Below are 22,196 nucleotides of genomic sequence, written 5' to 3'. Positions count from 1 at the left end.
AATGGCTGACACCACCCAGATTTCACCCGACACCACCTCCGAGGGAGAGCGGACCGAACTCGGACGTGCTGCCGACAAGGCACGTATCGGTGCTCCCTCCGGCACCGTGGACACCCGCGCCGTCATCGAGGGCTTCACCGAGGAGGGCGAGAGCCTGCCCGGCGGAGACGACGGGGTCGAGCAGCTCGGTGTCAAGAAGCACAGCCACGGTAACGCGCCCGTGGTCCCCGAGGCTTCACGCGGGGAGCGTCGCCGGTCCTTCGACCTCGCCGACTTCCCCGCCCTGACCGGCCTCGAGGAGGACTGGCGGTTCACACCGCTCAAGCGCCTGCGCGGCCTCCACACGGACGCCCTGACCGGCCCGGCCCCGGCCGTCGCCGTCAGCGGTGCCGGCAACGTGACCGTGGAGACGGTGTCCCGCGACGACGCCCGCCTCGGTTCTGCCGCGACACCGGAGGACCGCGTGTCCGCCGCCGCCTGGAACGCCTTCGCCCAGGCCACGGTCATCACCATCCCGCGGGAGACGGTGGCCGACGGCGAGGTGATGGTCAGCGTCACGGGCACCTCGCCCGCGGCCGCCGCCCAGCACCTCCTCATCCGCGCCGAGGCCTTCTCCAAGGCCGTCGTGGTCCTGGACCACACCGGGTCCGTCACGCTCGCCCAGAACGTGGAGATCATGGTGGGCGACGGCGCGGAGCTCACCGTCGTCAGCGTCCAGGAATGGGACGACGACGCCGTCCACGTGTCCTCCCAGCAGGCGAAGGTGGGCCGGGACGCCCGCTACAAGCACGTCGTCGTCAGCCTCGGCGGCGACCTCGTGCGCCTCACGCCGTCGTCGATCTTCACCGCCCCCGGCGCCGAGGTCGAGATGTACGGTTTGTACTTCGCCGACGCCGGCCAGCACCTCGAGCAGCGGCTCCTGGTGGACCACGCCGTCCCCAACTGCAAGTCCCGCGTCACCTACAAGGGCGCGCTGCAGGGCCAGGACGCGCACACCGTCTGGGTCGGCGACGTCCTCATCCGTAAGGCCGCCGAGGGCACCGACACCTACGAGACCAACCGCAACCTGATCCTCACGGACGGCGCGCGCTCCGACTCGGTGCCCAACCTCGAGATCGAGACGGGCCTCATCGAGGGCGCCGGCCACGCCAGCGCCACCGGCCGGTTCGACGACGAGCACCTCTTCTACCTGATGGCACGCGGCATCCCCGAGAAGGCGGCACGCCGCCTCGTGGTGCGCGGGTTCCTCACCGAGGTCATCCAGCAGATCAGGGTCCCCGCGCTCGAGGAGCGGCTCTCGGAGTCGGTCGAACGCGAACTCGCGGCAGGCAACCTCTGATGGCCGGCGCACCCCGCGGCGAGCTGATCTGCAGCGTCGACGACATCCAGGTCAAGCAGGCGCTGCGCGTCCTCATCGACGACTACCCCGTGGTGATCGTCCGCGACTCCGACGGCGAGATCCACGCGCTCGGCGACACGTGCTCCCACGCGGACATCTCGCTGTCCGAGGGCGACGTCGAGGGGTGCGCCATCGAGTGCTGGGGCCACGGGTCCCAGTTCGACCTGCGCAGCGGCGCCCCGCTGCAGCTCCCGGCGTACGAACCCGTCCCGGTCTTCGCGCTGGAGATCAGCGACGGCGACGTCTACGTCGACGTCTCGACGGTCACCAACGGGGCTCCGGCCCCCCAATTCGGCTAGCGGCCCGCCGCGCACCCACGTCTGCACACCACCTGCACAGCCAGGCGAAGGAGAAGAAGAACACGATGTCCACACTTGAAATCAAGGACCTGCACGTCAGCATCGACACCGATCAGGGGAACATCCCCATCCTCAAGGGGGTCACGCTGACGATCAACACCGGTGAGACCCACGCGATCATGGGACCCAACGGGTCCGGAAAGTCGACCCTCGCGTCGACCATCGCCGGCCACCCCCGCTACACGGTCGACAGCGGCTCGATCACCCTCGACGGTGAGGACGTGCTGTCGATGAGCGTCGACGAGCGCGCCCGCGCCGGCCTCTTCCTCGCCATGCAGTACCCCGTCGAGGTGCCCGGCGTCACGATGACGAACTTCCTGCGGACCGCCAAGACGGCCCTCGACGGCGAGGCCCCGAGCCTGCGCCACTGGACCAAGGACGTCAAGACGGCCATGGCCCAGCTGCGCATCGACGCCGACTTCGCCCAGCGCAACGTCAACGAGGGCTTCTCCGGCGGCGAGAAGAAGCGCGTGGAGATCCTCCAGCTCGAACTCTTCCGCCCCCGGTTCGCGATCCTCGACGAGACCGACTCCGGCCTCGACGTCGACGCCCTGAAGGTGGTCTCCGAGGGCGTCAACCGCGAGCACGCCAAGGGCGAGATGGGGACCCTGCTCATCACCCACTACACGCGGATCCTGCGCTACATCAAGCCGGACTTCGTCCACGTGTTCGTCGCCGGCCGGATCGCCGAACAGGGCGGGCCGGAACTCGCGGACCGGCTCGAGGAAGAGGGCTACGATCGGTTCACGGCCCAGGTCGCGGTCGAGGCGTAGCACCACGGACCACCCGGCGCGTGCCGCGCCGGGAGCAGAACACCAGCCTGAGAGGAAGAGTTCGATGAGTGATGTGCAGCAGGCGCAGACGGCGCTGGATGACATCGAGGAAGCGCTGCGGGACGTGATCGACCCGGAGCTCGGCGTGAACATCGTCGACCTCGGTCTCCTGTACGGCCTGAAGTACGCGGAGGACGGGGCCCTCCTGATCGACATGACCCTCACCACCGCTGCGTGCCCGCTGACCGACGTGCTCGAGGAGCAGGTGGGCCAGGCGCTCGACGGCGTGGTGGACGAGTGGCGCCTGAACTGGGTGTGGATGCCGCCATGGGGTCCCGAGAAGATCACCGAGGACGGCCGCGACCAGATGCGGGCCCTCGGCTTCAACATCTGACCGGCACCCCGGCAGACGGCAGCAGGACGGGAGGGCGGTTCCAGCATCGGCTGGGACCGCCCTCCCGTCGTCGTCCAGGGCCGAGCCGTGACCTTCGGCCCTGATCCGCGAGGGGGCGGCAGCCCTACCCTTGGTCGCAGGCGACCGACCGGAGGGACACAGGATGGCGGCAGTGGAGGTCCGGGAGCTCCGGAAGTCCTACGGCGACCTCGTGGTGGTGGACGGGGTGTCCTTCACCGTGGAGGCGGGGGAGGTGTTCGCCCTCCTCGGGCCGAACGGCGCCGGCAAGACGACGACGGTCGAGATCCTCGAGGGACACCGGCGAGCGGACTCCGGCACGGTGTCGGTGCTGGGCTGCGACCCGTCCACGCACGCCCGTGCGTACCTGGAGCGCATCGGGATCGTGCTGCAGGAGGCCGGTTTCGAGGACGACTTCACCGTCGCGGAACTCGTGGACCTTCAGCGCGGGCTCTACCCCCGCCGACTGGCGACCGACGCCCTGATCGACCAGGTGGGGCTCTCCGCCAAACGGGACGCCCGGGTGAAGACCCTCTCCGGCGGCCAGCGTCGCCGGCTCGATCTCGCCCTCGGCCTGGTCGGGGACCCCGAGATGCTCTTCCTCGACGAACCCACCACCGGCTTCGACCCCTCCGCGAGGCACCAGGCCTGGGGGCTGGTGGAGGGACTGCGGGACCTGGGGAAGACCGTCCTGCTGACCACGCACTACCTCGACGAGGCGGAGCACCTCGCCGACCGCGTGGCCGTGATGGTCGCGGGCCGCATCGTGGCGCTCGGGACACCGGCGGAACTCACGGCCGGGCAGCGCAGCGTCGTGGTCGCCTTCCGGCTGCCGGAAGGGAGCCCGGTGACGAGCCTCCCCGACCTCGGCGGGACGCCCGTCCCCGACGGCGCAGGCTGGACGCTGTCCACGACGCACCCCGCGGCGGTGCTGCACGCCCTCTCCGGCTGGGCACTCGGACGCCGCATCGAACTCCCCGCGCTCGAGGTCCGCCGGACGTCGCTCGAGGACGCGTACCTGGCGCTCGTCGGCCCGGCGTCCGCCGCGGAGCAGGAGGACGCCTCCGCACGCCCGGGGCGGGCGTGATGCTCGCGGCCCACGAGCGGGCCGGCGGACCGGGCGCCGCCCTGATGGCCCGGAACCAGTTCGTGCACGCCGTCGTCGCGCTCTGGCGGACACAGGTGGTGCTCGTCTTCACCTTCGTCCTGCCGCTGCTCTGGCTCTTCCTGCTCGGCGTGCTCGCCGGCAACGACGCCGTCGGCCGGGACGGTGTGCGGATCATGCAGTTCGCGGCGCCGACGGCCATCGCGATGGGCACCTTCTTCGCGACCCTGCCGGCCGTCGCGATCCCGGTGGCGGAGGCCCGGGAGAGCGGCGTGCTCAAGCGCCTGCGCGGGACGCCCCTCCCCGCCTGGGGCTACATCGTCGGCCGGGTCGGCGCGGCCCTGCTGTACGCGCTCGGGTCCCTCGTGGTGACGGTCCTGCTGAGCGTCCTCCTGTACGACGTCCGCCTGCGCCCCGAGACGCTCCTCGCCACGATCGGCACGCTGATCCTCGGTACGGCGGCGTTCTCGGCCGTCGGCCTCGCGATCGGGTCGCTGAGCCGGACCGCCTCGCTCGCCGAGGCGGCGTCCATCGGCGCGGCCGTGGTGCTCTCCTTCATCTCGGGGCTGTTCGTCGTCGGAGCGAGCCTGCCCGCCTGGCTCGACGCCGTCGCGTCCGTGTTCCCGCTGAAGCCCTACGCCAGCTCCCTCCAGGACCAGTTCAACCCCTTCCTGCCCGGGAACGGCTGGGACCTGCCCGCGCTCGCGGTCATCGCGGCGTGGCTCGTCGCCGGCACGCTGGTGAGCCTCCGCGCCTTCCGATGGGACCGCTACCGCCCCGGGCCGGTATCCGCCCGACGCCGGCCGGCCCGGGACCTGCCGTCGCCGCCCGACGCCGCCGCGTCCCCGGGGCTGGTCGCCGTCGACGTCGGACGGCCGTCCGCGCCCGCCCTCCTCGCGGGCCAGGCCGGGGCGGCGCTCCGAAGCACGGCCCGCCGGCCGGGCGACGTGTTCTTCTCGGTCGTCATGCCCGTTGGTCTCTTCCTCCTCCTGGTCGCCGTGCAGCCCGGTGACACCCTGGCCGACGGCCGTCCCGCGGCGCTGGTGATCGGCGCCGGCATGGTCACCTGGGGTGCGGGCGTCGCCCTCTTCATGAACCTCGCCGAGGGGGTGGCCCGCGCCCGGGACGCCGGCCTGCTCAAGCGCCTGCGGGGGACGCCGCTGCCGGTCGTGGCCTATCTGGCGGGACGGACCGCGGCAGGGTTCATGCTCACCGTGGTCATCCTCGCCGCGATCCTCGTGCTGGGAGCGGTTGTGTACGGCCTCAGGATCGGTCCGGTCGGGCTGCTGCTCAGCCTGGTGGTCCTCCTGCTCGGCTCCCTGTGCCTCGCAGCCTGCGGCTTCCTGCTGACGACGCTCGTGCCCAGCGCCAGGGCGGTCGGCGCCGTCGGGCTCGCCGTCCTCTTCCTCCTCTCCTTCTTCTCGGACGTGTTCCTGAACGACGGTCCGGAGTGGATGGGCACCGTCGGCTCGCTGTTCCCGCTCAAGCACCTGCAGAACGGGTTGGCCGCGGCGTGGGAGGGGAGCCGGGTGCCCTGGCTGAACATCCTCGTGCCGGCCGTGTGGACCGCCGCCGCCGGAGCGCTGGCGGTCCGGCGGTTCCGCTGGGGACCGGGCCCGTCGTGACCCCCCGGATCCAGGCGCAGCGCGACACCCTCCGGGCCGATGCCTGCTGACCATACCGGCTGGGCACCCGTCGCACGGCCCGACGGCGCGGGCAGGGCCGCGGAGGGCGGGGCCGCGGAGGGCGGGGCCGCGGAGGGCGGGGCGCCGGGGCTGAGCGCGGCCGAGGTCCTCGACCGGACGAGTCGGGGTCTCGTCAACACCACCCCCGACTCCACCGGGCGTTCCTTCCTCAGCATCCTGCAGGCCAACGTGCTCACCCTCTTCAACGCGGTCGTCGGCGCCTGCTTCCTCGCCCTCGTGCTCCTCGGATCATGGCAGGATGCCCTGTTCGGGTTCTTCGTCGTCGCGAACACGCTGATCGGGGTGGTGCAGGAGTTCGCGGCCAAGCGCGCCCTCGTACGCCTGGCCGTCCTCAGCACCCCGCGGGCCCTCGTGCGCCGCGACGGCGTCGACACCGAGTGCGTCGTCGCCGACGTCGTCCTCGACGACCTGCTCGTGCTCCGTCCGGGGGAGCAGGTGCCGGCCGACGCCGAGATCATCGAGTCCCACGCCCTGGAGGTCGACGAATCACTCCTCACCGGCGAAGCGGTGCCCGTGGCCGTGAACGTCGGGCGTGGACTGATGAGCGGGTCGACGATCGTCGCCGGTGCGGGGCTGGCACGGGTCACCGGCGTGGGAGCCGATTCCTACGCGGCGCGGATCACCGCGGAGGCACGGCAGTTCGCGCTCGTCGACAGTGAGCTGCGCCGCTCGATCGGCCGGGTCATCCACTGGATCTCCCTCGGCCTGGTCCCGCTCTCGGTGATCGTGGTCAACAGCCAGATGCAGGCGGCCGGCGGATGGTCCGCGGCGCTGGCGAACGGGGCGTGGCGGGACGCGACCATCACCGCTGTCGCCGGCATCAACGCGATGGTGCCGGCCGGCCTGGTGTTCATGACCTCCGTGGCCCTCGCCGTGGGCGCCGCGCGGCTGGCCCGGCGGCGGGTCCTGATCCGCGAGCTCGCGGCCGTGGAGGGACTGGCCCGCGTGGACGTCCTGTGCGTCGACAAGACCGGGACGCTCACCGAGGGCTCCTTCGCCCTCGACCGGCTGGAACCGGTGGACGGCGCGCCCCCCGGGTGGCAGCAGGCGCTCGCCTGGTTCGCGACCGACCCGGCGGCGAACGCGACGGCGCTGGCCATCGGCGCCGGGGTCCCCGGCGCCCGGGCGGGGCGGGCCTCTCCGGATGCGACGGTGGCGTTCTCCAGCCGCCACCGGTGGAGCGGCGCCTGCTTCAGCACGGGCAGCCTGCGCGGTTCCTGGATCCTCGGCGGCGCGGACGTGGTGCTGGGCGCGGCCGCCCCGGGCGACGCCACCGTCGCGCGGGCGGCAGCGATCGCGGCCTCCGGGACCAGGACCCTGGTCCTCGCGCACTCGCCCCGGCCGCTGCCATCGACCGGGACGATACCGGCCCTGCCGGACGGGCTGCGACCCGTCGCGCTGGCCGTGCTGCGGGAGCGCGTCCGCCCCGACGCAGCGGAGACGATCCGCTACTTCGGCGAGCAGGGGGTCCGGGTGGTCGTCATCTCCGGCGACGACCCCGGCACCGTTCTCGCGGTCGCCCGGGAAGTGCAGTTGCCCGGCGAGCTGCAGGGCGTGGACGCCCGTGGGCTCCCGGACGAGCCGGAGGCCCTCGCCGAGGTCCTCCGGACCGAGAGCGTCTTCGGCCGGGTCGCGCCGGACCAGAAGAAGGCGATGGTGCTCGCGCTGCAGTCGCTCGGGCACACCGTGGCCATGACGGGGGACGGCATCAACGACGCCCTGGCCCTCAAGCATGCGGACCTCGGCATCGCCATGGGGTCGGGTGCACCGGCGGCGCGCGCCGTCGCGAACCTCGTGCTGCTCGACGGCGGCTTCGCGCAGCTCCCGGGCATCGTGGCGGAGGGCCGGCAGGTGATCGCGAACGTCGAACGGCTCGCGAAGCTGTTCCTCTCGAAGACCGTGTACGCGGTCCTGCTGGCCCTGGTCTTCGGGGTGCTGCTGTGGCCCTTCCCGTTCCTGCCCCGGCAGCTGTCCGTCGTCGACGGGCTCACCATCGGGCTCCCGGCCCTCGTGCTCGGACTCCTGCCGAACACGCGGCGGTACAGCCCCGGGTTCCTCCGGCGCGTGACCCGGTGGTGCGTGCCGTCAGGCGTCGTGGTGGCGCTCGCGGTGCTCGGCGTCGTCACCTACGCGCGGACGTGGACGCGCGCCCCCGTCGAGGAGATCCAGACCCTCGCGGTCATCACGCTGACGCTGAGCGCCCTCTGGGTGCTCGTCGTGCTCGCCCGGCCGTTCACCAGGACCACGGCGGGCGTCGTCGTCGGCGCCTACGCCGGCCTGCCCCTCATCCTGGCGCTGCCCCCCGCCCGGGCCTTCCTCGGGCTCGCGCTGCCCCCGGTGGAGCTGGTGCTCGTCGCCGTCGGTGCGGCCGTCGTCGCGAGCGTGGTGCTCGAGCTCGTGCACCGCAGGATCAGGACCTGACCTCCTCCGGCGCGGGCTCCCCGCCGCCGTGGTCCCCGAGGCCCCGCGCCGCGAGCGCCTCGCCCGTCCGGTGCGCGTAGGCGACGGCGCCGATCACGAGCGGGGTCACGGCCACCCGGGGGTTCCGTTCCAGCCCGCGCGCCTTCGCGGCCTCGCGGACGTCGACGAACAGTCCCGCCAGGTAGGGGATGCTGCGCAGCATGAGGGACAGGGAGAGGGCGAAGCGCTCCGGCTGCGCGCCGAGGACACGGAAGGGGCGGGCCAGCCGGACGACGCCGTCGAGCAGGTCCTGCAGGGGCGTCGTCAGCGTCACGGCACGCGCCGCGAGCAGGCAGGCGACGATCCCGCCCACCACACCGAACGCCGTGGACCAGCCCTGCAGGAACCCCTGGTAGAGGGCGAGGACGCCGAGGACGGGCGCCGCCGGCAGGAGCATCCGGAGGATACGCGCGGGGGAGCGGCGTGCTCCGAGCACCAGGGCGCCGAGGGTCAGGACCAGTGCGGCGCCGGTGACGGACGGCGACCGCCCGGCGAGGACCGCGGCCGCGCAGGCGAGGGACGCCGCGGCCTTGACCGGGAGCGGCGTGCGGTACAGGAACCCGCGGCCGGGTTCGTACAGGCCGATCGTGCTGCCGAAGCCCCTCATGCGCCGTGCACGGGCTGGGCGGCCAGGCGGCGGTAGTGTGCCACGGCGTCGGCGGGCGCCCCGTCGAAGACCACGGCCCCGGCGTCGACGACGAGCGTCCTGTCGGCCTCGAGCGCGAACTCCAGGTTGTGCGTCGTGAAGACCACCTGCTGCTCCAGGCCGGCGATGAGGGCCCGTACCCGGGCGTCGTTGCGCAGGTCCAGGAGGGTGGTCGGTTCGTCGGCGACGAGGATCCGCGGTTCCACCGCGAGCACGACGGCGAGCGCCAGGATCTGCCGTTCGCCGCCCGACAGGTCGTAGATGCTGCGGTCGGCCAGGTGGTCCACGCCGAAACGCTGCAGGACCTCCACGGCCTGCCGACGGCGCTCGGCGGAGGGGAGCCCCCGGGCGCGCAGGGACAGCTCCACGTCCTCACGACCCGTCGGCATGACGAGCTGCGAGAGGGGATCGGTGAACACGAAGCCCACGTCACGGCGGACCGCCCGCCCCGCCGTCCGGGTGTCCCGGCCGAGGACGGCGACCGAACCGCTGGACGGGAGGAGCAGGCCGTTGACGAGGCGCAGCAGGGTCGACTTGCCGGAGCCGTTGGCGCCGATCACCGAGACCCGACGTTCCCGCAGGGTCAGCGCCGCCTCGAGGATGGTGCGCCCGCCGTCCACGCGCACCTGCGCACCCGTGAACTCAATCACGGGGAACGCGCCCGGCGAGGAGCCGGGGGAAGGCGCGGTGCACCGACACGGCGATGACCGCGGCCAGGATGTTCTTCAGCACGTCACCCGGCAGGTAGGCGGCGTCGGTGACGACCGCATCCCGCAGGGGGAGCCCCGCGTTGACGACGAGCCCCGCGATGCCGAGCGGGTGGATGGTCAGCAGGCTCGCCGCGAGGCACGCGAGGAAGAGGAGGGGGGCGCGGAACCGCTGCCGACGCAGGACGGCGACGGCGAGGAGCCCGGCGACGAACGCCGCGAGGGGGAAGGCCAGGAGGTACCCGGCGGACGGGCCGGCCAGCACACCGAAGCCCCCGCTGAACCCGCTGAAGACCGGCAGGCCGATCAGTCCGGCGACCAGGTAGAGCAGGACGGCGGCTGGCCCTCGCGCCGGCCCGAGCACGATCCCCGCGAGCATGACACCGAGGGTCTGGAGCGTGATCGGCACGCCGAGCGGGCCCACCGGGATACCGGGTACGATTGCTAGGGCGGCGATGAGGGCGGCGAAGACCGCGACCAGCGAGAGATCGGTGGCATCCCACCGATCTCGGGGCGACCGCCCGGACGACGGACGGCTGCGGACCTGGTCGGCGGTCTCGGCTGGCTGCATGGCACGCGCTCCTTCACCGGGCCGGAGTCGCACCGGCTGCTCCGATGATTTGTCGACTTCCTCCAGCCGTAGCTGCTTCTGTACCGAGACTAGCGCCGGTCACCCGGGGATCCTTTGTGGGATTCCTACAACAAACGCCGTCTCCGGCACCATTGAAAGGCCTCACCGTGATTAGCGTATCGAACCTGGAGCTGCGGGCAGGTGCCCGCCTGCTCATGGACCAGGTGTCCTTCCGCGTGGACAAGGGCGACAAGATCGGCTTCGTGGGGCGCAACGGCGCCGGCAAGACGACACTGACGAAGGTGCTGGCGGGCGAAGCTCTGCCGGCCGGCGGCACGGTGACCCGCTCCGGCGAGATCGGCTACCTGCCCCAGGACCCGCGGACTCCGGACATGGAGCAGCTGGCGCGCGACCGCATCCTCTCGGCCCGCAACCTCGACGAGGTCGTCAGCGAGCTGCGCCTGGCGCAGGAGGACATGGCCAGCGACAAGACCTCGGTGCGCAACAAGGCGATGGCGCGTTACGACCGCATCGAGTCCGCGTTCCTCGCGGGCGGCGGCTACGCGGCCGAGGCCGAGGCGGCGTCGATCTCGTCGAATCTGTCCCTGCCCGAGCGCATCCTCAACCAGCCCCTCAGGACGCTCTCGGGCGGTCAGCGCCGCCGCGTCGAGCTCGCCCGCATCCTCTTCTCCGGCGCCGAGACCATGCTGCTCGACGAGCCCACCAACCACCTCGACGCCGATTCCATCGCCTGGCTCCGGGAGTTCCTGAAGAACCACCAGGGCGGCCTGATCGTCATCAGCCACGACGTCGAGCTGCTCGAGGCGACGGTCAACAAGGTGTTCCAGCTGGACGCCAACCGGGCGACCATCGACATCTACAACATGGGCTGGAAGCGCTACCAGCTGCAGCGGGAGACCGACGAACGCGCCCGGAAGCGCGAACGCGCCAACGCCGAGAAGAAGGCGCACGTCCTCATGGACCAGGCCAACAAGATGCGGGCGAAGGCCTCGAAGGCCGTCGCCGCCCAGAACATGGCCAAGCGCGCCGAACGGCTGCTCGGCAACCTCGACGCCGTCCGCACCTCCGACCGCGTCGCCGCCCTGCGCTTCCCCGAACCGTCGCCCTGCGGCAAGACGCCGATGACGGCGGAGGGACTGAGCAAGTCCTACGGATCACTGGAGATCTTCACCGATGTCGACCTCGCGATCGACCGCGGGTCCAAGGTGGTCATCCTCGGGCTCAACGGTGCGGGGAAGACCACCCTGCTGCGGATGCTCGCCGGCGTGGACACGCCGGACACCGGGAAGGTCGTCGCGGGCCACGGCCTCAAGGTCGGGTACTACGCGCAGGAGCACGAGACGCTGGACACGCAGCGCACGGTGCTCGAGAACATGAAGTCCTCGGCCCCGGACATGCAGGACGCCGAGGTGCGGGGCATCCTCGGATCCTTCCTCTTCTCGGGGGACGACGTCGACAAGCCCGCGGGAGTGCTCTCCGGCGGGGAGAAGACCCGCCTGGCACTGGCGACGATCGTCGCGTCCTCCGCCAACGTGCTCCTCCTGGACGAACCGACGAACAACCTCGACCCCGCCAGCCGCGCCGAGATCCTCGGCGCCCTGAAGAACTACAGCGGTGCGGTGGTCATGGTCAGCCACGACGAGGGCGCCGTCGACGCGCTCGACCCAGAGCGGGTCGTCCTGCTCCCGGACGGCGTCGAGGACCTCTGGAACGACGACTACCTGGAGCTCGTCACCCTCGCCTAGGCAGGACGCCGCGAGGAACCCCGATCCCTAGCGGATCCCCTGCGCGTCGAGGATGGCGTCCTCCTCCTCCTCCGAGGAGGGGCGCCGGCGCTGCCGGGCAGGTCGGTCAGGCGCGGTGCCGTCCAGTTCGGCGTCGTTCCTGCGCTGCTGCCGCGCCGCGTACCCGAGCCCGACGAAGGCGAGCACGCCGAACGCGAACCACTGCAGCGAGTAGGAGAGATGCGGCCCCTCGTCGATGGACGGCTTGGGTGCGGTGACCGGCGTCCGGGCGGCCGCAGGCCGCTCCAGGGCGAGCAGGCCGTAGGCGGCGTCCTGCAGCGGGTAGTCGAGGGTATCGGCGAGCGAGGTCAGGTGGATCGATGCGACCTGCCCCTCGGGGGCGCCCCGGGTCACCTGCGGCTCGCCCGGCCGGACGCGCGCCGTGACCTCGACCTCACCCGAGGGCGGCGCGGGGATGGCGTCGGGCCGGCCCGCTTCGGCGTTCCCGATGGGCAGCCAGCCGCGGTCGATGATGACGGCGGTCCCGTCCCCGAGGCGGAGGGGAGTGAGCACCTCGTAGCCCGGCTGCCCGTTGAGCGGCCGGTTGCGTACCACCACCTGGTGGTCGACGTCGTACGTCCCGGTGAACGTCACCGGCGTCCATTCGTCGGCCGGGTCGAAGGAGTCGAACCCGTTCTCGCCCGGCACGTACCGTTCCGGCGCGGCGTCGTAGTTCGCCTCGATGCGCTGGATGTCCTCCACGACGGCCTCCCGCCGGTCCATCTGCCACCGCCCCAGCCCCACGCAGCCGGCGGCCAGCACCACGACGACGGCGAGCCAGCCGAGCCAGCGGGCGGAGATGAGGAAGCGGTACACCTAGCGGGTCTCCATCGGTCGGTCGGCGGTCAGGGGGAGGGTCTGCTTCCACAGACCCCGGTCCCGGAGGTATTCCTCGAACCACTCGACGTGGTCGGGGCACGACGCCCAGGCCTTCCGGCGCTCCGGGGTATGGATGCGCGGGTTGTTCCACAGCAGCTGCCACCCGGCGTCGTTCCGGCACCCCTTGCGCGAGCAGACGGGGAGCCCGCCCTCCGCCCGGTGCGGCGCCCCGAACAGACCGAGGCCCGGGGCCGGACGGGCGGCCTCGGGCCGGGGACCGGGACGCGCATCAGCCATGGGCGCCGGGCCCGTCCCGGCCCGCTTCGTGCGCGCCGTGAGCCACGGGGTCCGCAGGGTCGTCGATGATCTCGCCGCTGAGGACGTCGTCGCCGTCGTCGGGACCGGCGTCGAGCACCTTCGCCTCGATCTCCCGCACCGGGGCACGGTCGATCAGGGCGTCACTGTGGCGGATGTTGCTGGTGTCGCTGCCCCCGTTCGCGACGATCACCGCGAAGTACGGCAGGAACACCGCCCCCGCGATCATCACCCACTGCAGCCATACGTAGGGGACCACGAAGACCAGGACGAAGCAGACGAGCCGGAGGCTCATCGACACCGTGTACCGGATCATCCGTGTACGCATCTCGTCGCTGTGTGATTCCTGCACGTCGGAGATGCTGTGGACGTCTGTGTTGTGCTTCGTTAGCTTGCTCATCACACTCCAAAAGGACTCCCTCCATTGTCTCATTCCGGGTCCCGTTCCCGAAGTCGAGGGATGCGCCGCTAGGATCGTCGGGACAGTCCGACCGACGGCCACGAGGGCGGACCGGACGGGCCGGGAAGCCCGTCCGGAGCGACCCCGCAGTGGTCGGCAGGAACAGCGCGGACCCCTTCCCGGGTCCGCAGACAGAGGAGTTACCCCCTTGGCACCTGATGCACACAGCAGTACGACGGCGTCCGGCCGCAGCGTCCTCGTCACCGGAGGAAACCGTGGGATCGGACTCGCCATCGCCAAGGTATTCGTAGCCAACGGCGACAAGGTTGCCATCACCTACCGAAGTGGTGAGATTCCCGAGGGGATGCTCGGCGTGCGGGCGGATGTCACGAGCGAGGAGCAGATCGACGCGGCGTTCACGCAGGTCGAGGCCGAGCACGGGCCGGTGGAGGTGCTCGTCGCGAACGCCGGCATCACCCGGGACACCCTGCTCATGCGTATGAGCGAGAGCGACTTCACGGATGTCATCGACACGAACCTCACCGGTGCGTTCCGGGTCGTCAAGCGGGCCTCCCGCGGCATGATCCGCCTCCGGCGCGGCCGCGTCATCCTGATCTCGAGCGTCACCGGCCTCTACGGCGCGCCGGGTCAGATCAACTACTCCGCGTCGAAGGCCGGCCTCATCGGCATCGCCCGCTCCCTCACCCGCGAGCTCGGCTCGCGGGGCATCACGGCCAACGTCGTCGCCCCCGGGTTCATCGACACGGACATGACCGCCGAACTGCCCGAGGACACCCGCAGGAGCTATCTCGCGACCATCCCCGCCGGCCGCTTCGCCTCGCCCGACGAGGTGGCGGGCGTCGTGTCCTTCCTCGCCGGCGACGCGGCGGGCTACATCTCCGGTGCCGTGATCCCTGTCGACGGCGGACTCGGCATGGGCCACTAGCCACAGCGCACCTCCCGCACCCACCCAGCCCACCAGAAGGAGCACCATGGCCACCCTCGAGGGAACCACAGCAATCGTCACCGGATCGTCCCGCGGCATCGGCGCCGACGTCGCGCAGCAGCTCGCCGCGCAGGGCGCCGCCGTCGTCGTGAACTACCGCCAGAAGGCACCGCGCGCCACCAAGGTGGTCGCGGGCATCGAGGCGGCCGGCGGCAGGGCCGTCGCGGTCGGCGCGGACCTGACGACGCCCGAGGGTCCCGCGGCGCTGGTCGAGGCCGCGGTCTCGACGTTCGGCGGCCTGAACCTGCTCGTGCTCAACGCGTCCGGCGGGATGGAGACCGGCCTGGGGGAGGACTACGCGCTGAAGCTCAACCGCGACGCGCAGGTCGCCATGCTCGAGGCCGCCACGGCGGTGATGCCCGTGGGCTCCCGCGTGGTGTTCATCACGAGCCACCAGGCGCACTTCATCGAGAAGGTCGAGACGATGGACGCCTACGAGCCGGTCGCGCGCAGCAAGCGGGCCGGTGAGGACGCCCTGCGCGCCCGGATCCCGCAGCTCGACGAGAAGGGCATCTCCCTCGTGGTCGTCTCCGGGGACATGATCGAGGGGACGGTCACCGCGACGCTGCTGGACCGCGCGACGCCCGGCGCCATCGAGGCGCGCCGCCAGGAGGCGGGCCGACTGTACTCGGTGGCCGAGTTCGCGACCGAGATCGTCCGCATGGTCACCGCGGATGTCCCCACGGGGCACACCGAGTACGTCGGCGGCGCCCAGGACTTCCTCGCCAAGAGCTGACGGCGGTCGGGGGACACCCGGCGCGGCGGAGGAGGCTACAGTCCGGCGAAGTGGCGGACGACGTCCAGGTCCGGCAGGTCCAGGGCGACGTCCGCCACGGCCCGGACGGCCGGCTTCGCGTTGAACGCCACGCCGAGTCCCGCGGCGCCCAGCATGTCGAGGTCGTTCGCCCCGTCGCCGACCGCGATCACCGCCGCGGGCTCCACGCCCGCACGCCCGGCCTCGGCCCGCAGCGTGCGTTCCTTCTCGCGCCGGTCGACGACGGCGCCGGCCACCCGTCCGGTCAGGATTCCGTCGAGGATCTCGAGGTCGTTCGCCCTGGCGAAGGACAGGCGGAGCCGCTCCGCGAGGGGCGCGAGGACCTGCGAGAAGCCGCCGGAGACGACGCCGACGCGGTGGCCCGCGTCGAGGTACGCGGCCACGAGCTCTTCCGCGCCGTCGCTCAGCTCGATGCGAGCCACGACCTCCTCGACCACCGCGGCCGGGAGGCCTTCCAGCGCACGGACCCGGTGGTGCAGGGACTGCGCGAAGTCGAGTTCGCCGCGCATGGCCGCCTCGGTCACCGCGGCAACCTCCGCCTCGCGGCCCGCGTGCGCGGCGAGCAGTTCGATCACCTCCTGCCGGATCAGCGTCGAGTCGACATCCATGACCAGCAGTTTGGGCCCGGGCGCATACGTGGGGAACGGGACCAGCGCGGCGCCCACACCGGAGGCGGCCGTCCACCGGGAGAGCCCGGCACGCACCGCCGGCGCGTCCGCGGTGAGCTCCACGCCGAGGGTCAGCACCGAGTACGTGGGGGTGCCGGCGGTCCGGGTGTCCGTGACGTGCGCGCCGAGCCCGCGCAGGGCTGCGATGAGGTCGTCGCCGTGTCCGTCGTCGAGCCGCCCCGCATAGGCGACCACCCGTGCCGTGTCCGGCATGCTCCCGCTCCTGTCCGCGCCCGTTCCGGCGTCCGTTCCCGCTGAGGTCCTACCTGTGGTCCTACCCGTGGTCATACCTGTGGTCCTACCCGTGGTCCGGCGTGTGGTCCTGCCGGCAGTGCCCTGCTCGGGCCGAGCACAAGCATCACGGGCGGCCCGCCGGTTTCGCCACGGGACCGCTCCTTAGCCTAGTGTCTAGGACCATGAGTGACGTTCTGGAACTGGCGGGTGTGAGCCTCGTCAGGGGTGGCAAGACCCTGCTCGATGAGATCGACTGGCAGGTCAACGAGGGTGAGCGCTGGGTGGTCATGGGCCCCAACGGAGCCGGCAAGACCACCCTGCTGCAGCTCGCCGGGGCGCGGCTCCACCCCACCCGCGGCGTCGTCGGAATCCTCGACGAGGTCATGGGTGCGGTCGACGTCTTCGACCTGCGACCGCGCATCGGCCTCGCGTCGGCCGCCCTCGCCTCCCAGGTCCCCGACCACGAGACCGTCCTGAACGTCGTCGTGACCGCCTCCTACGGCGTGACCGGCCGGTGGCGTGAGCAGTACGAGCGCCTCGACGAGCGCCGCGCCTTCCGCCTGCTCGACACGTGGGGCATGTCCCGCTTCATGAACCGCCCCTTCGGCTCCCTCAGCGAGGGGGAGCGCAAGCGCGTGCAGATCGCCAGGGCGCTCATGGCGGACCCCGAACTCCTGCTCCTCGACGAGCCGGCGGCCGGACTGGACCTCGCCGGACGCGAGGACCTCGTGCAGCGGCTGACGGACCTCGCCCGCGATCCCGAGGCGCCTGCCATGGTGCTGGTGACGCACCATCTCGAGGAGGTCCCGCCGGGCTTCACGCACGCGCTGCTGCTCCGCGACGGCGTCGTCGTCTCCGCCGGACCCATCGGGGACGTGCTGACTGAGGAGAACCTGAGCGCCGCGTTCGACGTCGCCCTGAAGGTCAGCGAGGAGAACGGCCGCTACAGCGCCGTCGCCCGCGCGTGAACCGCGTGCCCGCTTCCTGATGCCCGTCATTCCGCTCGACACCGCGGGGGACCCGCGACTCTCGGACTACCGCGATCTCACCGACGTGCAGCTGCGCCTCGCGAAGGAGCCCGCCGAGGGCCTCTACATCGCCGAGAGCTCGAAGGTCCTGCGGCGCGCGGTCGACGCCGGCCACGTGCCGCGGTCCTTCCTCCTGGCGCCGAAGTGGCTGCCCGACCTCGAGGACGTCCTCGCCCGGTTCCCGGCCGTCCCCGCGTTCGTCGCCGCCGAGGCCACACTCGAGACCATCACGGGCTTCCACCTCCACCGGGGCGCCCTCGCCGCGATGCACCGGCCGGCACCGTCGCCCCTCGACGCACTCCTGGCCGGCGCCCGGCGGATCGCGATCATCGAGGACATGGTGGACCACACCAACCTGGGCGCCGTCTTCCGCTCCGCCGCGGCGCTCGGCATCGACGCCGTGCTGCTCAGCCCCCGCAGCGCGGATCCGCTCTACCGGAGGGCCGTGCGGGTCAGCATGGGCAGCGTGTTCCAGGTCCCCTGGGCCAGGCTGCGCTCCTGGCCGGGGGACCTCGCCGCCGTGCGCGCCGCCGGCTTCACCCTCGCCGCCCTGGCCCTGGGCCCGGAGGCCGTCCCGCTCGGTGCGTTCCCGGCACGCGACCACGAGCGGCTCGCGCTCCTGCTGGGCACCGAGGGGGACGGCCTGAGCGAGGCCGTGCTGGCCGAGGCCGACGTCGCCCTGACCATCCCCATGCATGGAGGCGTCGATTCGCTCAACGTCGCCGCCGCGGCGGCGGTCGCGTTCTGGGAATGCCGGCACGACGGCGCCGCACTTTAGGGTCGCAGGGGGTCCTGCGCTAGTATGGATGGCTGGCGCTGTCGCCACCCTTTCCATTCCCGTGCCTGGCAAAATCCAGGCAACCAGAGAAGGTAGTCCCGTGAAGTCTGATATCCACCCCAAGTACCAGTCGGTCGTGTTCCGCGACCTGGCCTCCGACAAGGCGTTCCTGACGAAGTCGACCGTCGGTTCGTCCAAGACCATCGAGTGGGAAGACGGCAACACCTACCCCCTCATCGAGGTCGAGATCTCCTCGGAGTCCCACCCGTTCTACACGGGGAAGCAGCGCATCATGGACTCCGCCGGTCGCGTCGAGCGCTTCAACGCGCGCTTCAAGGGTTTCGGCGGCAAGAAGTAGTCCCGCTCCTCCCGAGCACCGGACCCATGGTCCGACGAAGAAGCCACGCCTCCGGTGTGGCTTCTTCCGGTTAACGCAGCAAGGAAAGCACCGATGGAACAGGCACCCATGGAACATGCAGCGGAACACGCACCGGACGCAGCGCGGCTGCACGGCGAGTTCAAGACCCCGGGCGGCAAGCTCACCGCGGTGGACCTCTCCGTGCAGGGCGGGCGCCTCTCCGGCGTCTCCGTCAACGGAGACTTCTTCCTCGAACCCGACGAGGCGCTGCTCGACATCAATGCTGCGCTGGAGGGCCTGCCTGCCGAGACCGGGCCAGGGGAGCTCGCCGCGGCGATCACGGGGCGCCTCGACCCGTCGGCCGTCCTGTTCGGGTTCTCACCGGAGGCCATCGCCACGGCGGTCCGCCGGGCGCTCGGGAAGGCCTCGGGCTTCGCGGACCATGCGTGGGAGATCATCCCTCCCACCCCGCTGTCCACGACCATGCACGCGGCGATGGACGAGGTCCTCACGCACGACGTCGGGGCGGGTTCACGCAACCCGACCCTCCGCTTCTGGGAATGGGAGTCACCGTCCGTGGTGATCGGCAGCTTCCAGTCCCTGCGCAACGAGGTGGACCCCTCGGGAGCGGAGCGCCACGGGGTCACCGTGGTGCGCAGGATCACCGGTGGCGGCGCGATGTTCATGGAGCACGGCAACGCCATCACCTACTCCCTCTACGTGCCGCAGTCGCTCGTGGACGGCATGAGCTTCGCGGACTCCTACCCGTTCCTCGACGCCTGGGTCATGGAGGCCCTGCAGAGGCTCGGCATCCGGGCCTGGTACCAGCCCCTGAACGACATCGCCACCGACGTCGGCAAGATCGGGGGCGCCGCCCAGAAGCGGCTCGCGAACGGCGGGATGCTGCACCACGTGACCATGAGCTACGACATCGACGCCGACAAGATGCTCGAGGTGCTGCGCATCGGCCGGGAGAAGATGTCCGACAAGGGCACGAAGAGCGCCAAGAAACGCGTGGATCCCCTGCGCCGCCAGACCGGGGTGACCCGCGAGGAGATCATCGGCGTCATGATCGACACCTTCCGTGAGCGCTACGGCGCGGTCGACGGCTCCCTGTCCGAGGACGACCTCCGCCGGGCCGAGGAGCTCGTGGAGCGCAAGTTCGGCACCGAGGAGTGGCTCTACCGCGTGCCCTGAGCCTGGGCCCGCAGGGACCGCAGGAGATGGTCCCGTTCCTCCACGATGATGCGCCGCAGGGCCGCCGGGGCGTCGCTGTTCGCGTCCAGCCACGCGTCGGTCCGCACGACCACCGGATGCCGGCCGGGCTCGCCGTCGAGGTCCTGGTGCCCGGGGTACAGTCCGCGGACGATCCGGCTCGCCATCTCGATGCCCCGTGTCGCCCAGACACCGCGGATCGCCGCGAAGTAGGGCTCCCGGTACGGGTCCAGCAGGTCGTGGGAGCCGAACGTGAACCCTTCGACTGCGGCGCTGAGCAGTTCGTTGGAGAGCCGGTCGCCGTGGACGGCCTCCTCCCAGGTGGCCTTCTTGATGGCCTGGTCGGGGATCGCGGCGGAGGAGAGCGTGAAGCCCACCCTGCCCGACGCCGTCGGATCCGCGGTCCGCTCGGCCTCCAGCTCACCGGGCAGGACGCGCTGCTGCGCCGCGAGCCCCTGCAGGAGGGACCAGCGGAGCTCGGCGTCGAGGGCGAGGCCCTCGATGCGCTCGTCGCCGTCGAGCACGGCGCGCACGACGTCGGCGGCGCGCCCGGCGCTGCGGGCGGCGGTCGCGAGCGCCCTCGCCCACGCGAGTTGCAGGTCGGAGCCCGGCGCCGCGGCCCGCAGGCCATCCGTGAGGAACGTGCCCAGCCGGTCGCGGAGGGCCTGCCGCTCACCGGCGGGGGCGAAGCGCTCGATCGCCGTGTGGGCGTTGCCCAGCAGGACCTGCAGCACGCCCACCCCGGTCTCCGCGGGCGCAGCGAGCGTCACGGCGTCCAGGTAGGAGCCGACCGGCAGGCGCGCGTCCCTCGTACCGGACCAGAGGGCGGTGAGGCACGTGGCCCGGGCCAGGGGGTCCTGCAGGCGGTGGATCGACGTGAGGAGCGTGGAGAGGGAGCGTCCGTCGAAGGAGATCAACGCGTACGTCAGGTCGTCGTCGTTGACCAGGAGGAGGTCCGGCTGGGCCGCCCCCGCCAGCGCCGGGACGGCGGTCCGGGCGGCGTCGACGGTCACGGCCTCCGCCCGCGTGCGCACCAGCAGTCCGTCGGCGTCGAAGGAGTACAGCCCCACCCGGATGCGGTGGGGTCGGGGTTCGTCGAGGCCCGTCATGGGGTCCGTGGCGTCCTGGACGATCGTGACCCCCGTGAGGACGCCGTCGTCGGCGGTGACCTCGGCGGTGAGGCCGGGGACGCCCGAGGTCTGCAGCCAGGACCGCGACCACGCGGCGAGGTCCTGGCCCGTCGCGACGGCCAGCACGTCGAGGAGATCCGTGAGCGTCGTGTTCCCGTACTCGTGCTTGCGGAAATACTGCCGCGCGGCGGCCGTGAAGTCCTCGCGGCCCACGAATGCGACGAGCTGCTTGAGCACGGAGGCACCCTTGGCGTAGGTGATCCCGTCGAAGTTCTGCTTGGCGGCTTCGAGGTCCCGGATGTCCGCGACGATCGGGTGCGTCGTGGGGAGCTGGTCCTGCACGTACGCCCACGACTTCCGGCGGTTCGCGAAGCTGACCCAGGAGGTGCGCCAGCGCGTCGCCTCCGCCACCGCGAGGGCCCCCATGTAGTCGGCGAAGGACTCCTTGAGCCACAGGTCGTCCCACCAGGTCATCGTCACGAGGTCGCCGAACCACATATGGGCCATCTCGTGCATGATCGTGGTGGCCCGCGCCTCGTGCTGCGCGTCCGTGGCCGCCGACTCGAACACGTAGTTCTCGGTGAGGGTCACGAGCCCGGGGTTCTCCATCGCCCCGAGGTTGTACTCCGGGACGAAGGCCTGGTCGTACTTGCCGAACGGGTAGGCGTAGTCGAACAGGTCGTGGAAGAAGTCCAGCCCCCGGCGGGTCGTGTCGAAGATCTCGGCGGCGTCGAAGGACGGGGCCAGGGACCTGCGGCAGTACAGCGCCAGCGGCACCTCCAGGCCCTCGCCCGCGGTCCCCGCCGCACCGGTCCAGGCGTCGGTCTCGCGGTGGTAGGGGCCGGCCAGCACGGTGGTGATGTAGGTGGAGATGCGCCGCGTGGGCGCGAAGGTCCAGCGGGCGGTCGGCGGCTCGGCCTGCGGCGCCCCGGCCGCCGGGGCGTCGAGAGGCTCGACGGCGGTCTCGGCGCCGTTGGAGGCGACCGTCCAGTCGGCGGGCGCGACGACGCTGAACGCGAAGGTGGCCTTGAGGTCCGGCTGCTCGAAGTTCGCGAAGACGCGGCGTGCGTCCGCGGGCTCGTACTGCGTGTAGAGGTACGTCTCGCCGTCGGCCGGGTCCACGAACCGGTGGAGTCCCTCGCCGCTGGTGCTGTAGCGGGCGCGCCCGGAGACCGTCACCGTGTTGTGCGCGGCGAGCTCGTGCAGGAGCACGCGGGCGCCGTCGCGGGCCGCGGCCGGGTCGAGCACCCGACCGTTCACCTCGAGGCCCGTGACCTCGCCGATGAAGTCGAGGAACGTGGAGGCGCCCGGCTCGCGGCACGAGAACACCACGGTCGTCGTGGTGGGGTAGGTCCCCACGGCGGCGTCCCGGGCCTGCGAGAGATCGAGGTGGACGGTGTAACTCTCGGTCTCCAGCAGCGCCGAGCGGGCCGCTGCCTCGTCGCGGCTCAGGTTCTCGTTCTCCATCCGGTCATTCAACCACGCGCGGCGCCCCGTCCCCGCGGACGTAAGCCCCCGGAGCCCGGT

General features: G+C 71.8%; 22 protein-coding genes. 14 read left to right on the top strand and 8 right to left on the bottom strand.

Features of this window, described 5'->3' with window-relative positions:
* The first annotated feature begins 1 nt into the window (after position 1).
* The 7 genes from sufD (at position 2) to ACX80P_RS02745 (ending at position 8,175) form a co-directional block, all read left to right on the top strand.
* Positions 2–1,339 (top strand): Fe-S cluster assembly protein SufD, encoded by a 1,338-nt coding sequence (sufD, locus tag ACX80P_RS02775; RefSeq protein ID WP_459276494.1) that lies wholly within the window; start codon positions 2–4, stop codon positions 1,337–1,339.
* Positions 1,339–1,698: a non-heme iron oxygenase ferredoxin subunit gene (locus tag ACX80P_RS02770; protein WP_459276493.1), complete on the top strand. Its 360-nt coding sequence runs from the start codon at positions 1,339–1,341 to the stop codon at positions 1,696–1,698. The genes sufD and ACX80P_RS02770 overlap by 1 nt, the downstream gene beginning before the upstream one ends.
* Before the next feature lie 65 nt (positions 1,699–1,763).
* The gene (gene sufC / locus ACX80P_RS02765; protein ID WP_459276492.1) at positions 1,764–2,531 is read left to right on the top strand and encodes a Fe-S cluster assembly ATPase SufC; all 768 of its coding nucleotides are present in this window, start codon (positions 1,764–1,766) and stop codon (positions 2,529–2,531) included.
* Between the two features lie 64 nt (positions 2,532–2,595).
* The gene (locus tag ACX80P_RS02760; protein ID WP_104120512.1) at positions 2,596–2,925 is read left to right on the top strand and encodes a metal-sulfur cluster assembly factor; all 330 of its coding nucleotides are present in this window, start codon (positions 2,596–2,598) and stop codon (positions 2,923–2,925) included.
* A gap of 163 nt (positions 2,926–3,088) precedes the next feature.
* Positions 3,089–4,030: an ABC transporter ATP-binding protein gene (locus ACX80P_RS02755; protein WP_459276491.1), complete on the top strand. Its 942-nt coding sequence runs from the start codon at positions 3,089–3,091 to the stop codon at positions 4,028–4,030.
* Positions 4,030–5,673 (top strand): ABC transporter permease, encoded by a 1,644-nt coding sequence (locus ACX80P_RS02750; RefSeq protein ID WP_459276490.1) that lies wholly within the window; start codon positions 4,030–4,032, stop codon positions 5,671–5,673. Before ACX80P_RS02755 ends, ACX80P_RS02750 begins: the two co-directional genes overlap by 1 nt.
* Before the next feature lie 39 nt (positions 5,674–5,712).
* Positions 5,713–8,175, top strand: a complete 2,463-nt coding sequence (locus ACX80P_RS02745; RefSeq protein ID WP_459276489.1) for an HAD-IC family P-type ATPase — start codon at positions 5,713–5,715, stop codon at positions 8,173–8,175.
* On the opposite strand, the gene ACX80P_RS02740 is transcribed toward ACX80P_RS02745, so the two are convergent.
* The 3 genes from ACX80P_RS02740 to ACX80P_RS02730 are packed head-to-tail and all read right to left on the bottom strand — an operon-like array spanning position 8,165 to position 10,138.
* Positions 8,165–8,821, bottom strand: coding sequence for an energy-coupling factor transporter transmembrane component T family protein (locus tag ACX80P_RS02740; RefSeq protein ID WP_459276488.1), 657 nt, complete (start codon positions 8,819–8,821; stop codon positions 8,165–8,167). The two genes, ACX80P_RS02745 and ACX80P_RS02740, sit on opposite strands and share 11 nt — an antisense overlap.
* Positions 8,818–9,510, bottom strand: coding sequence for an energy-coupling factor ABC transporter ATP-binding protein (locus ACX80P_RS02735; RefSeq protein ID WP_459276487.1), 693 nt, complete (start codon positions 9,508–9,510; stop codon positions 8,818–8,820). The genes ACX80P_RS02740 and ACX80P_RS02735 overlap by 4 nt, the downstream gene beginning before the upstream one ends.
* A complete protein-coding gene (locus ACX80P_RS02730) occupies positions 9,503–10,138 on the bottom strand; it encodes a biotin transporter BioY (RefSeq protein WP_459276486.1) in 636 nt (211 codons plus the stop codon). The genes ACX80P_RS02735 and ACX80P_RS02730 overlap by 8 nt, the downstream gene beginning before the upstream one ends.
* Before the next feature lie 167 nt (positions 10,139–10,305).
* Between ACX80P_RS02730 and ACX80P_RS02725 the strand changes: the two genes are divergently transcribed.
* Positions 10,306–11,904 (top strand): ABC-F family ATP-binding cassette domain-containing protein, encoded by a 1,599-nt coding sequence (locus ACX80P_RS02725; protein ID WP_459276485.1) that lies wholly within the window; start codon positions 10,306–10,308, stop codon positions 11,902–11,904.
* Positions 11,905–11,931: 27 nt separating this feature from the next.
* On the opposite strand, the gene ACX80P_RS02720 is transcribed toward ACX80P_RS02725, so the two are convergent.
* Genes ACX80P_RS02720 through ACX80P_RS02710 form a run of 3 tightly spaced genes read right to left on the bottom strand, consistent with a single transcriptional unit; the run spans position 11,932 to position 13,477 of the window.
* Positions 11,932–12,759: an SURF1 family cytochrome oxidase biogenesis protein gene (locus ACX80P_RS02720; RefSeq protein WP_459276484.1), complete on the bottom strand. Its 828-nt coding sequence runs from the start codon at positions 12,757–12,759 to the stop codon at positions 11,932–11,934.
* On the bottom strand, positions 12,760–13,059 hold the full coding sequence (locus ACX80P_RS02715) for a hypothetical protein (protein WP_459276483.1): 300 nt from the start codon (positions 13,057–13,059) through the stop codon (positions 12,760–12,762).
* Complete coding sequence (locus tag ACX80P_RS02710) at positions 13,052–13,477, bottom strand: DUF3099 domain-containing protein (RefSeq protein ID WP_459276482.1); 426 nt, start codon at positions 13,475–13,477, stop codon at positions 13,052–13,054. The genes ACX80P_RS02715 and ACX80P_RS02710 overlap by 8 nt, the downstream gene beginning before the upstream one ends.
* A gap of 208 nt (positions 13,478–13,685) precedes the next feature.
* Here ACX80P_RS02710 and ACX80P_RS02705 point away from each other — a divergent pair, with 208 nt between their 5' ends.
* Together ACX80P_RS02705 and ACX80P_RS02700 are read left to right on the top strand one after the other, a co-directional pair.
* The gene (locus ACX80P_RS02705; protein ID WP_459276481.1) at positions 13,686–14,423 is read left to right on the top strand and encodes a beta-ketoacyl-ACP reductase; all 738 of its coding nucleotides are present in this window, start codon (positions 13,686–13,688) and stop codon (positions 14,421–14,423) included.
* Positions 14,424–14,469: 46 nt separating this feature from the next.
* Complete coding sequence (locus tag ACX80P_RS02700; protein ID WP_459276480.1) at positions 14,470–15,219, top strand: SDR family oxidoreductase; 750 nt, start codon at positions 14,470–14,472, stop codon at positions 15,217–15,219.
* 35 nt (positions 15,220–15,254) lie between these two features.
* Here the strand turns inward: ACX80P_RS02700 and serB are convergent, their stop codons facing one another.
* On the bottom strand, positions 15,255–16,139 hold the full coding sequence (gene serB / locus ACX80P_RS02695) for a phosphoserine phosphatase SerB (RefSeq protein ID WP_459276479.1): 885 nt from the start codon (positions 16,137–16,139) through the stop codon (positions 15,255–15,257).
* A 203-nt stretch (positions 16,140–16,342) separates the two neighbouring features.
* Here serB and ACX80P_RS02690 point away from each other — a divergent pair, with 203 nt between their 5' ends.
* From ACX80P_RS02690 to lplAB, 4 genes are all read left to right on the top strand, one after another.
* Complete coding sequence (locus ACX80P_RS02690; protein WP_459276478.1) at positions 16,343–17,128, top strand: ABC transporter ATP-binding protein; 786 nt, start codon at positions 16,343–16,345, stop codon at positions 17,126–17,128.
* A gap of 19 nt (positions 17,129–17,147) precedes the next feature.
* Entirely contained in the window at positions 17,148–17,966 is an 819-nt protein-coding gene (locus ACX80P_RS02685) for a TrmH family RNA methyltransferase (RefSeq protein WP_459276477.1), read from the top strand.
* 100 nt (positions 17,967–18,066) lie between these two features.
* Positions 18,067–18,324 (top strand): type B 50S ribosomal protein L31, encoded by a 258-nt coding sequence (locus tag ACX80P_RS02680; RefSeq protein ID WP_307082686.1) that lies wholly within the window; start codon positions 18,067–18,069, stop codon positions 18,322–18,324.
* 93 nt (positions 18,325–18,417) lie between these two features.
* Positions 18,418–19,521 carry a lipoate-protein ligase LplAB gene (gene lplAB / locus ACX80P_RS02675; protein WP_459276476.1) on the top strand — a complete coding sequence of 368 codons (1,104 nt, stop codon included), beginning with the start codon at positions 18,418–18,420 and terminating at the stop codon, positions 19,519–19,521.
* Here the strand turns inward: lplAB and pepN are convergent.
* The gene (pepN, locus tag ACX80P_RS02670) at positions 19,506–22,136 is read right to left on the bottom strand and encodes an aminopeptidase N (protein WP_459276475.1); all 2,631 of its coding nucleotides are present in this window, start codon (positions 22,134–22,136) and stop codon (positions 19,506–19,508) included. The two genes, lplAB and pepN, sit on opposite strands and share 16 nt — an antisense overlap.
* Between the last annotated feature and the right edge of the window lie 60 nt (positions 22,137–22,196).

The sequence above is a fragment of the Arthrobacter arabinosi genome, from assembly GCF_054511115.1.
This window is presented reverse-complemented; position numbering and strand designations above follow the sequence as displayed.

Coding starts and splice junctions, on each gene's coding strand:
- lplAB (WP_459276476.1), top strand. CDS start 18,418: ATGGAACAGGCACCCATGGAACATGCAGCGGAACACGCACCGGACGCA.
- ACX80P_RS02715 (WP_459276483.1), bottom strand. CDS start 13,059: ATGGCTGATGCGCGTCCCGGTCCCCGGCCCGAGGCCGCCCGTCCGGCC.
- serB (WP_459276479.1), bottom strand. CDS start 16,139: ATGCCGGACACGGCACGGGTGGTCGCCTATGCGGGGCGGCTCGACGAC.
- ACX80P_RS02755 (WP_459276491.1), top strand. CDS start 3,089: ATGGCGGCAGTGGAGGTCCGGGAGCTCCGGAAGTCCTACGGCGACCTC.
- pepN (WP_459276475.1), bottom strand. CDS start 22,136: ATGGAGAACGAGAACCTGAGCCGCGACGAGGCAGCGGCCCGCTCGGCG.
- ACX80P_RS02760 (WP_104120512.1), top strand. CDS start 2,596: ATGAGTGATGTGCAGCAGGCGCAGACGGCGCTGGATGACATCGAGGAA.
- ACX80P_RS02690 (WP_459276478.1), top strand. CDS start 16,343: ATGAGTGACGTTCTGGAACTGGCGGGTGTGAGCCTCGTCAGGGGTGGC.
- ACX80P_RS02730 (WP_459276486.1), bottom strand. CDS start 10,138: ATGCAGCCAGCCGAGACCGCCGACCAGGTCCGCAGCCGTCCGTCGTCC.
- ACX80P_RS02770 (WP_459276493.1), top strand. CDS start 1,339: ATGGCCGGCGCACCCCGCGGCGAGCTGATCTGCAGCGTCGACGACATC.
- ACX80P_RS02700 (WP_459276480.1), top strand. CDS start 14,470: ATGGCCACCCTCGAGGGAACCACAGCAATCGTCACCGGATCGTCCCGC.
- ACX80P_RS02685 (WP_459276477.1), top strand. CDS start 17,148: ATGCCCGTCATTCCGCTCGACACCGCGGGGGACCCGCGACTCTCGGAC.
- ACX80P_RS02750 (WP_459276490.1), top strand. CDS start 4,030: ATGCTCGCGGCCCACGAGCGGGCCGGCGGACCGGGCGCCGCCCTGATG.
- sufC (WP_459276492.1), top strand. CDS start 1,764: ATGTCCACACTTGAAATCAAGGACCTGCACGTCAGCATCGACACCGAT.
- sufD (WP_459276494.1), top strand. CDS start 2: ATGGCTGACACCACCCAGATTTCACCCGACACCACCTCCGAGGGAGAG.
- ACX80P_RS02745 (WP_459276489.1), top strand. CDS start 5,713: ATGCCTGCTGACCATACCGGCTGGGCACCCGTCGCACGGCCCGACGGC.
- ACX80P_RS02710 (WP_459276482.1), bottom strand. CDS start 13,477: ATGAGCAAGCTAACGAAGCACAACACAGACGTCCACAGCATCTCCGAC.
- ACX80P_RS02740 (WP_459276488.1), bottom strand. CDS start 8,821: ATGAGGGGCTTCGGCAGCACGATCGGCCTGTACGAACCCGGCCGCGGG.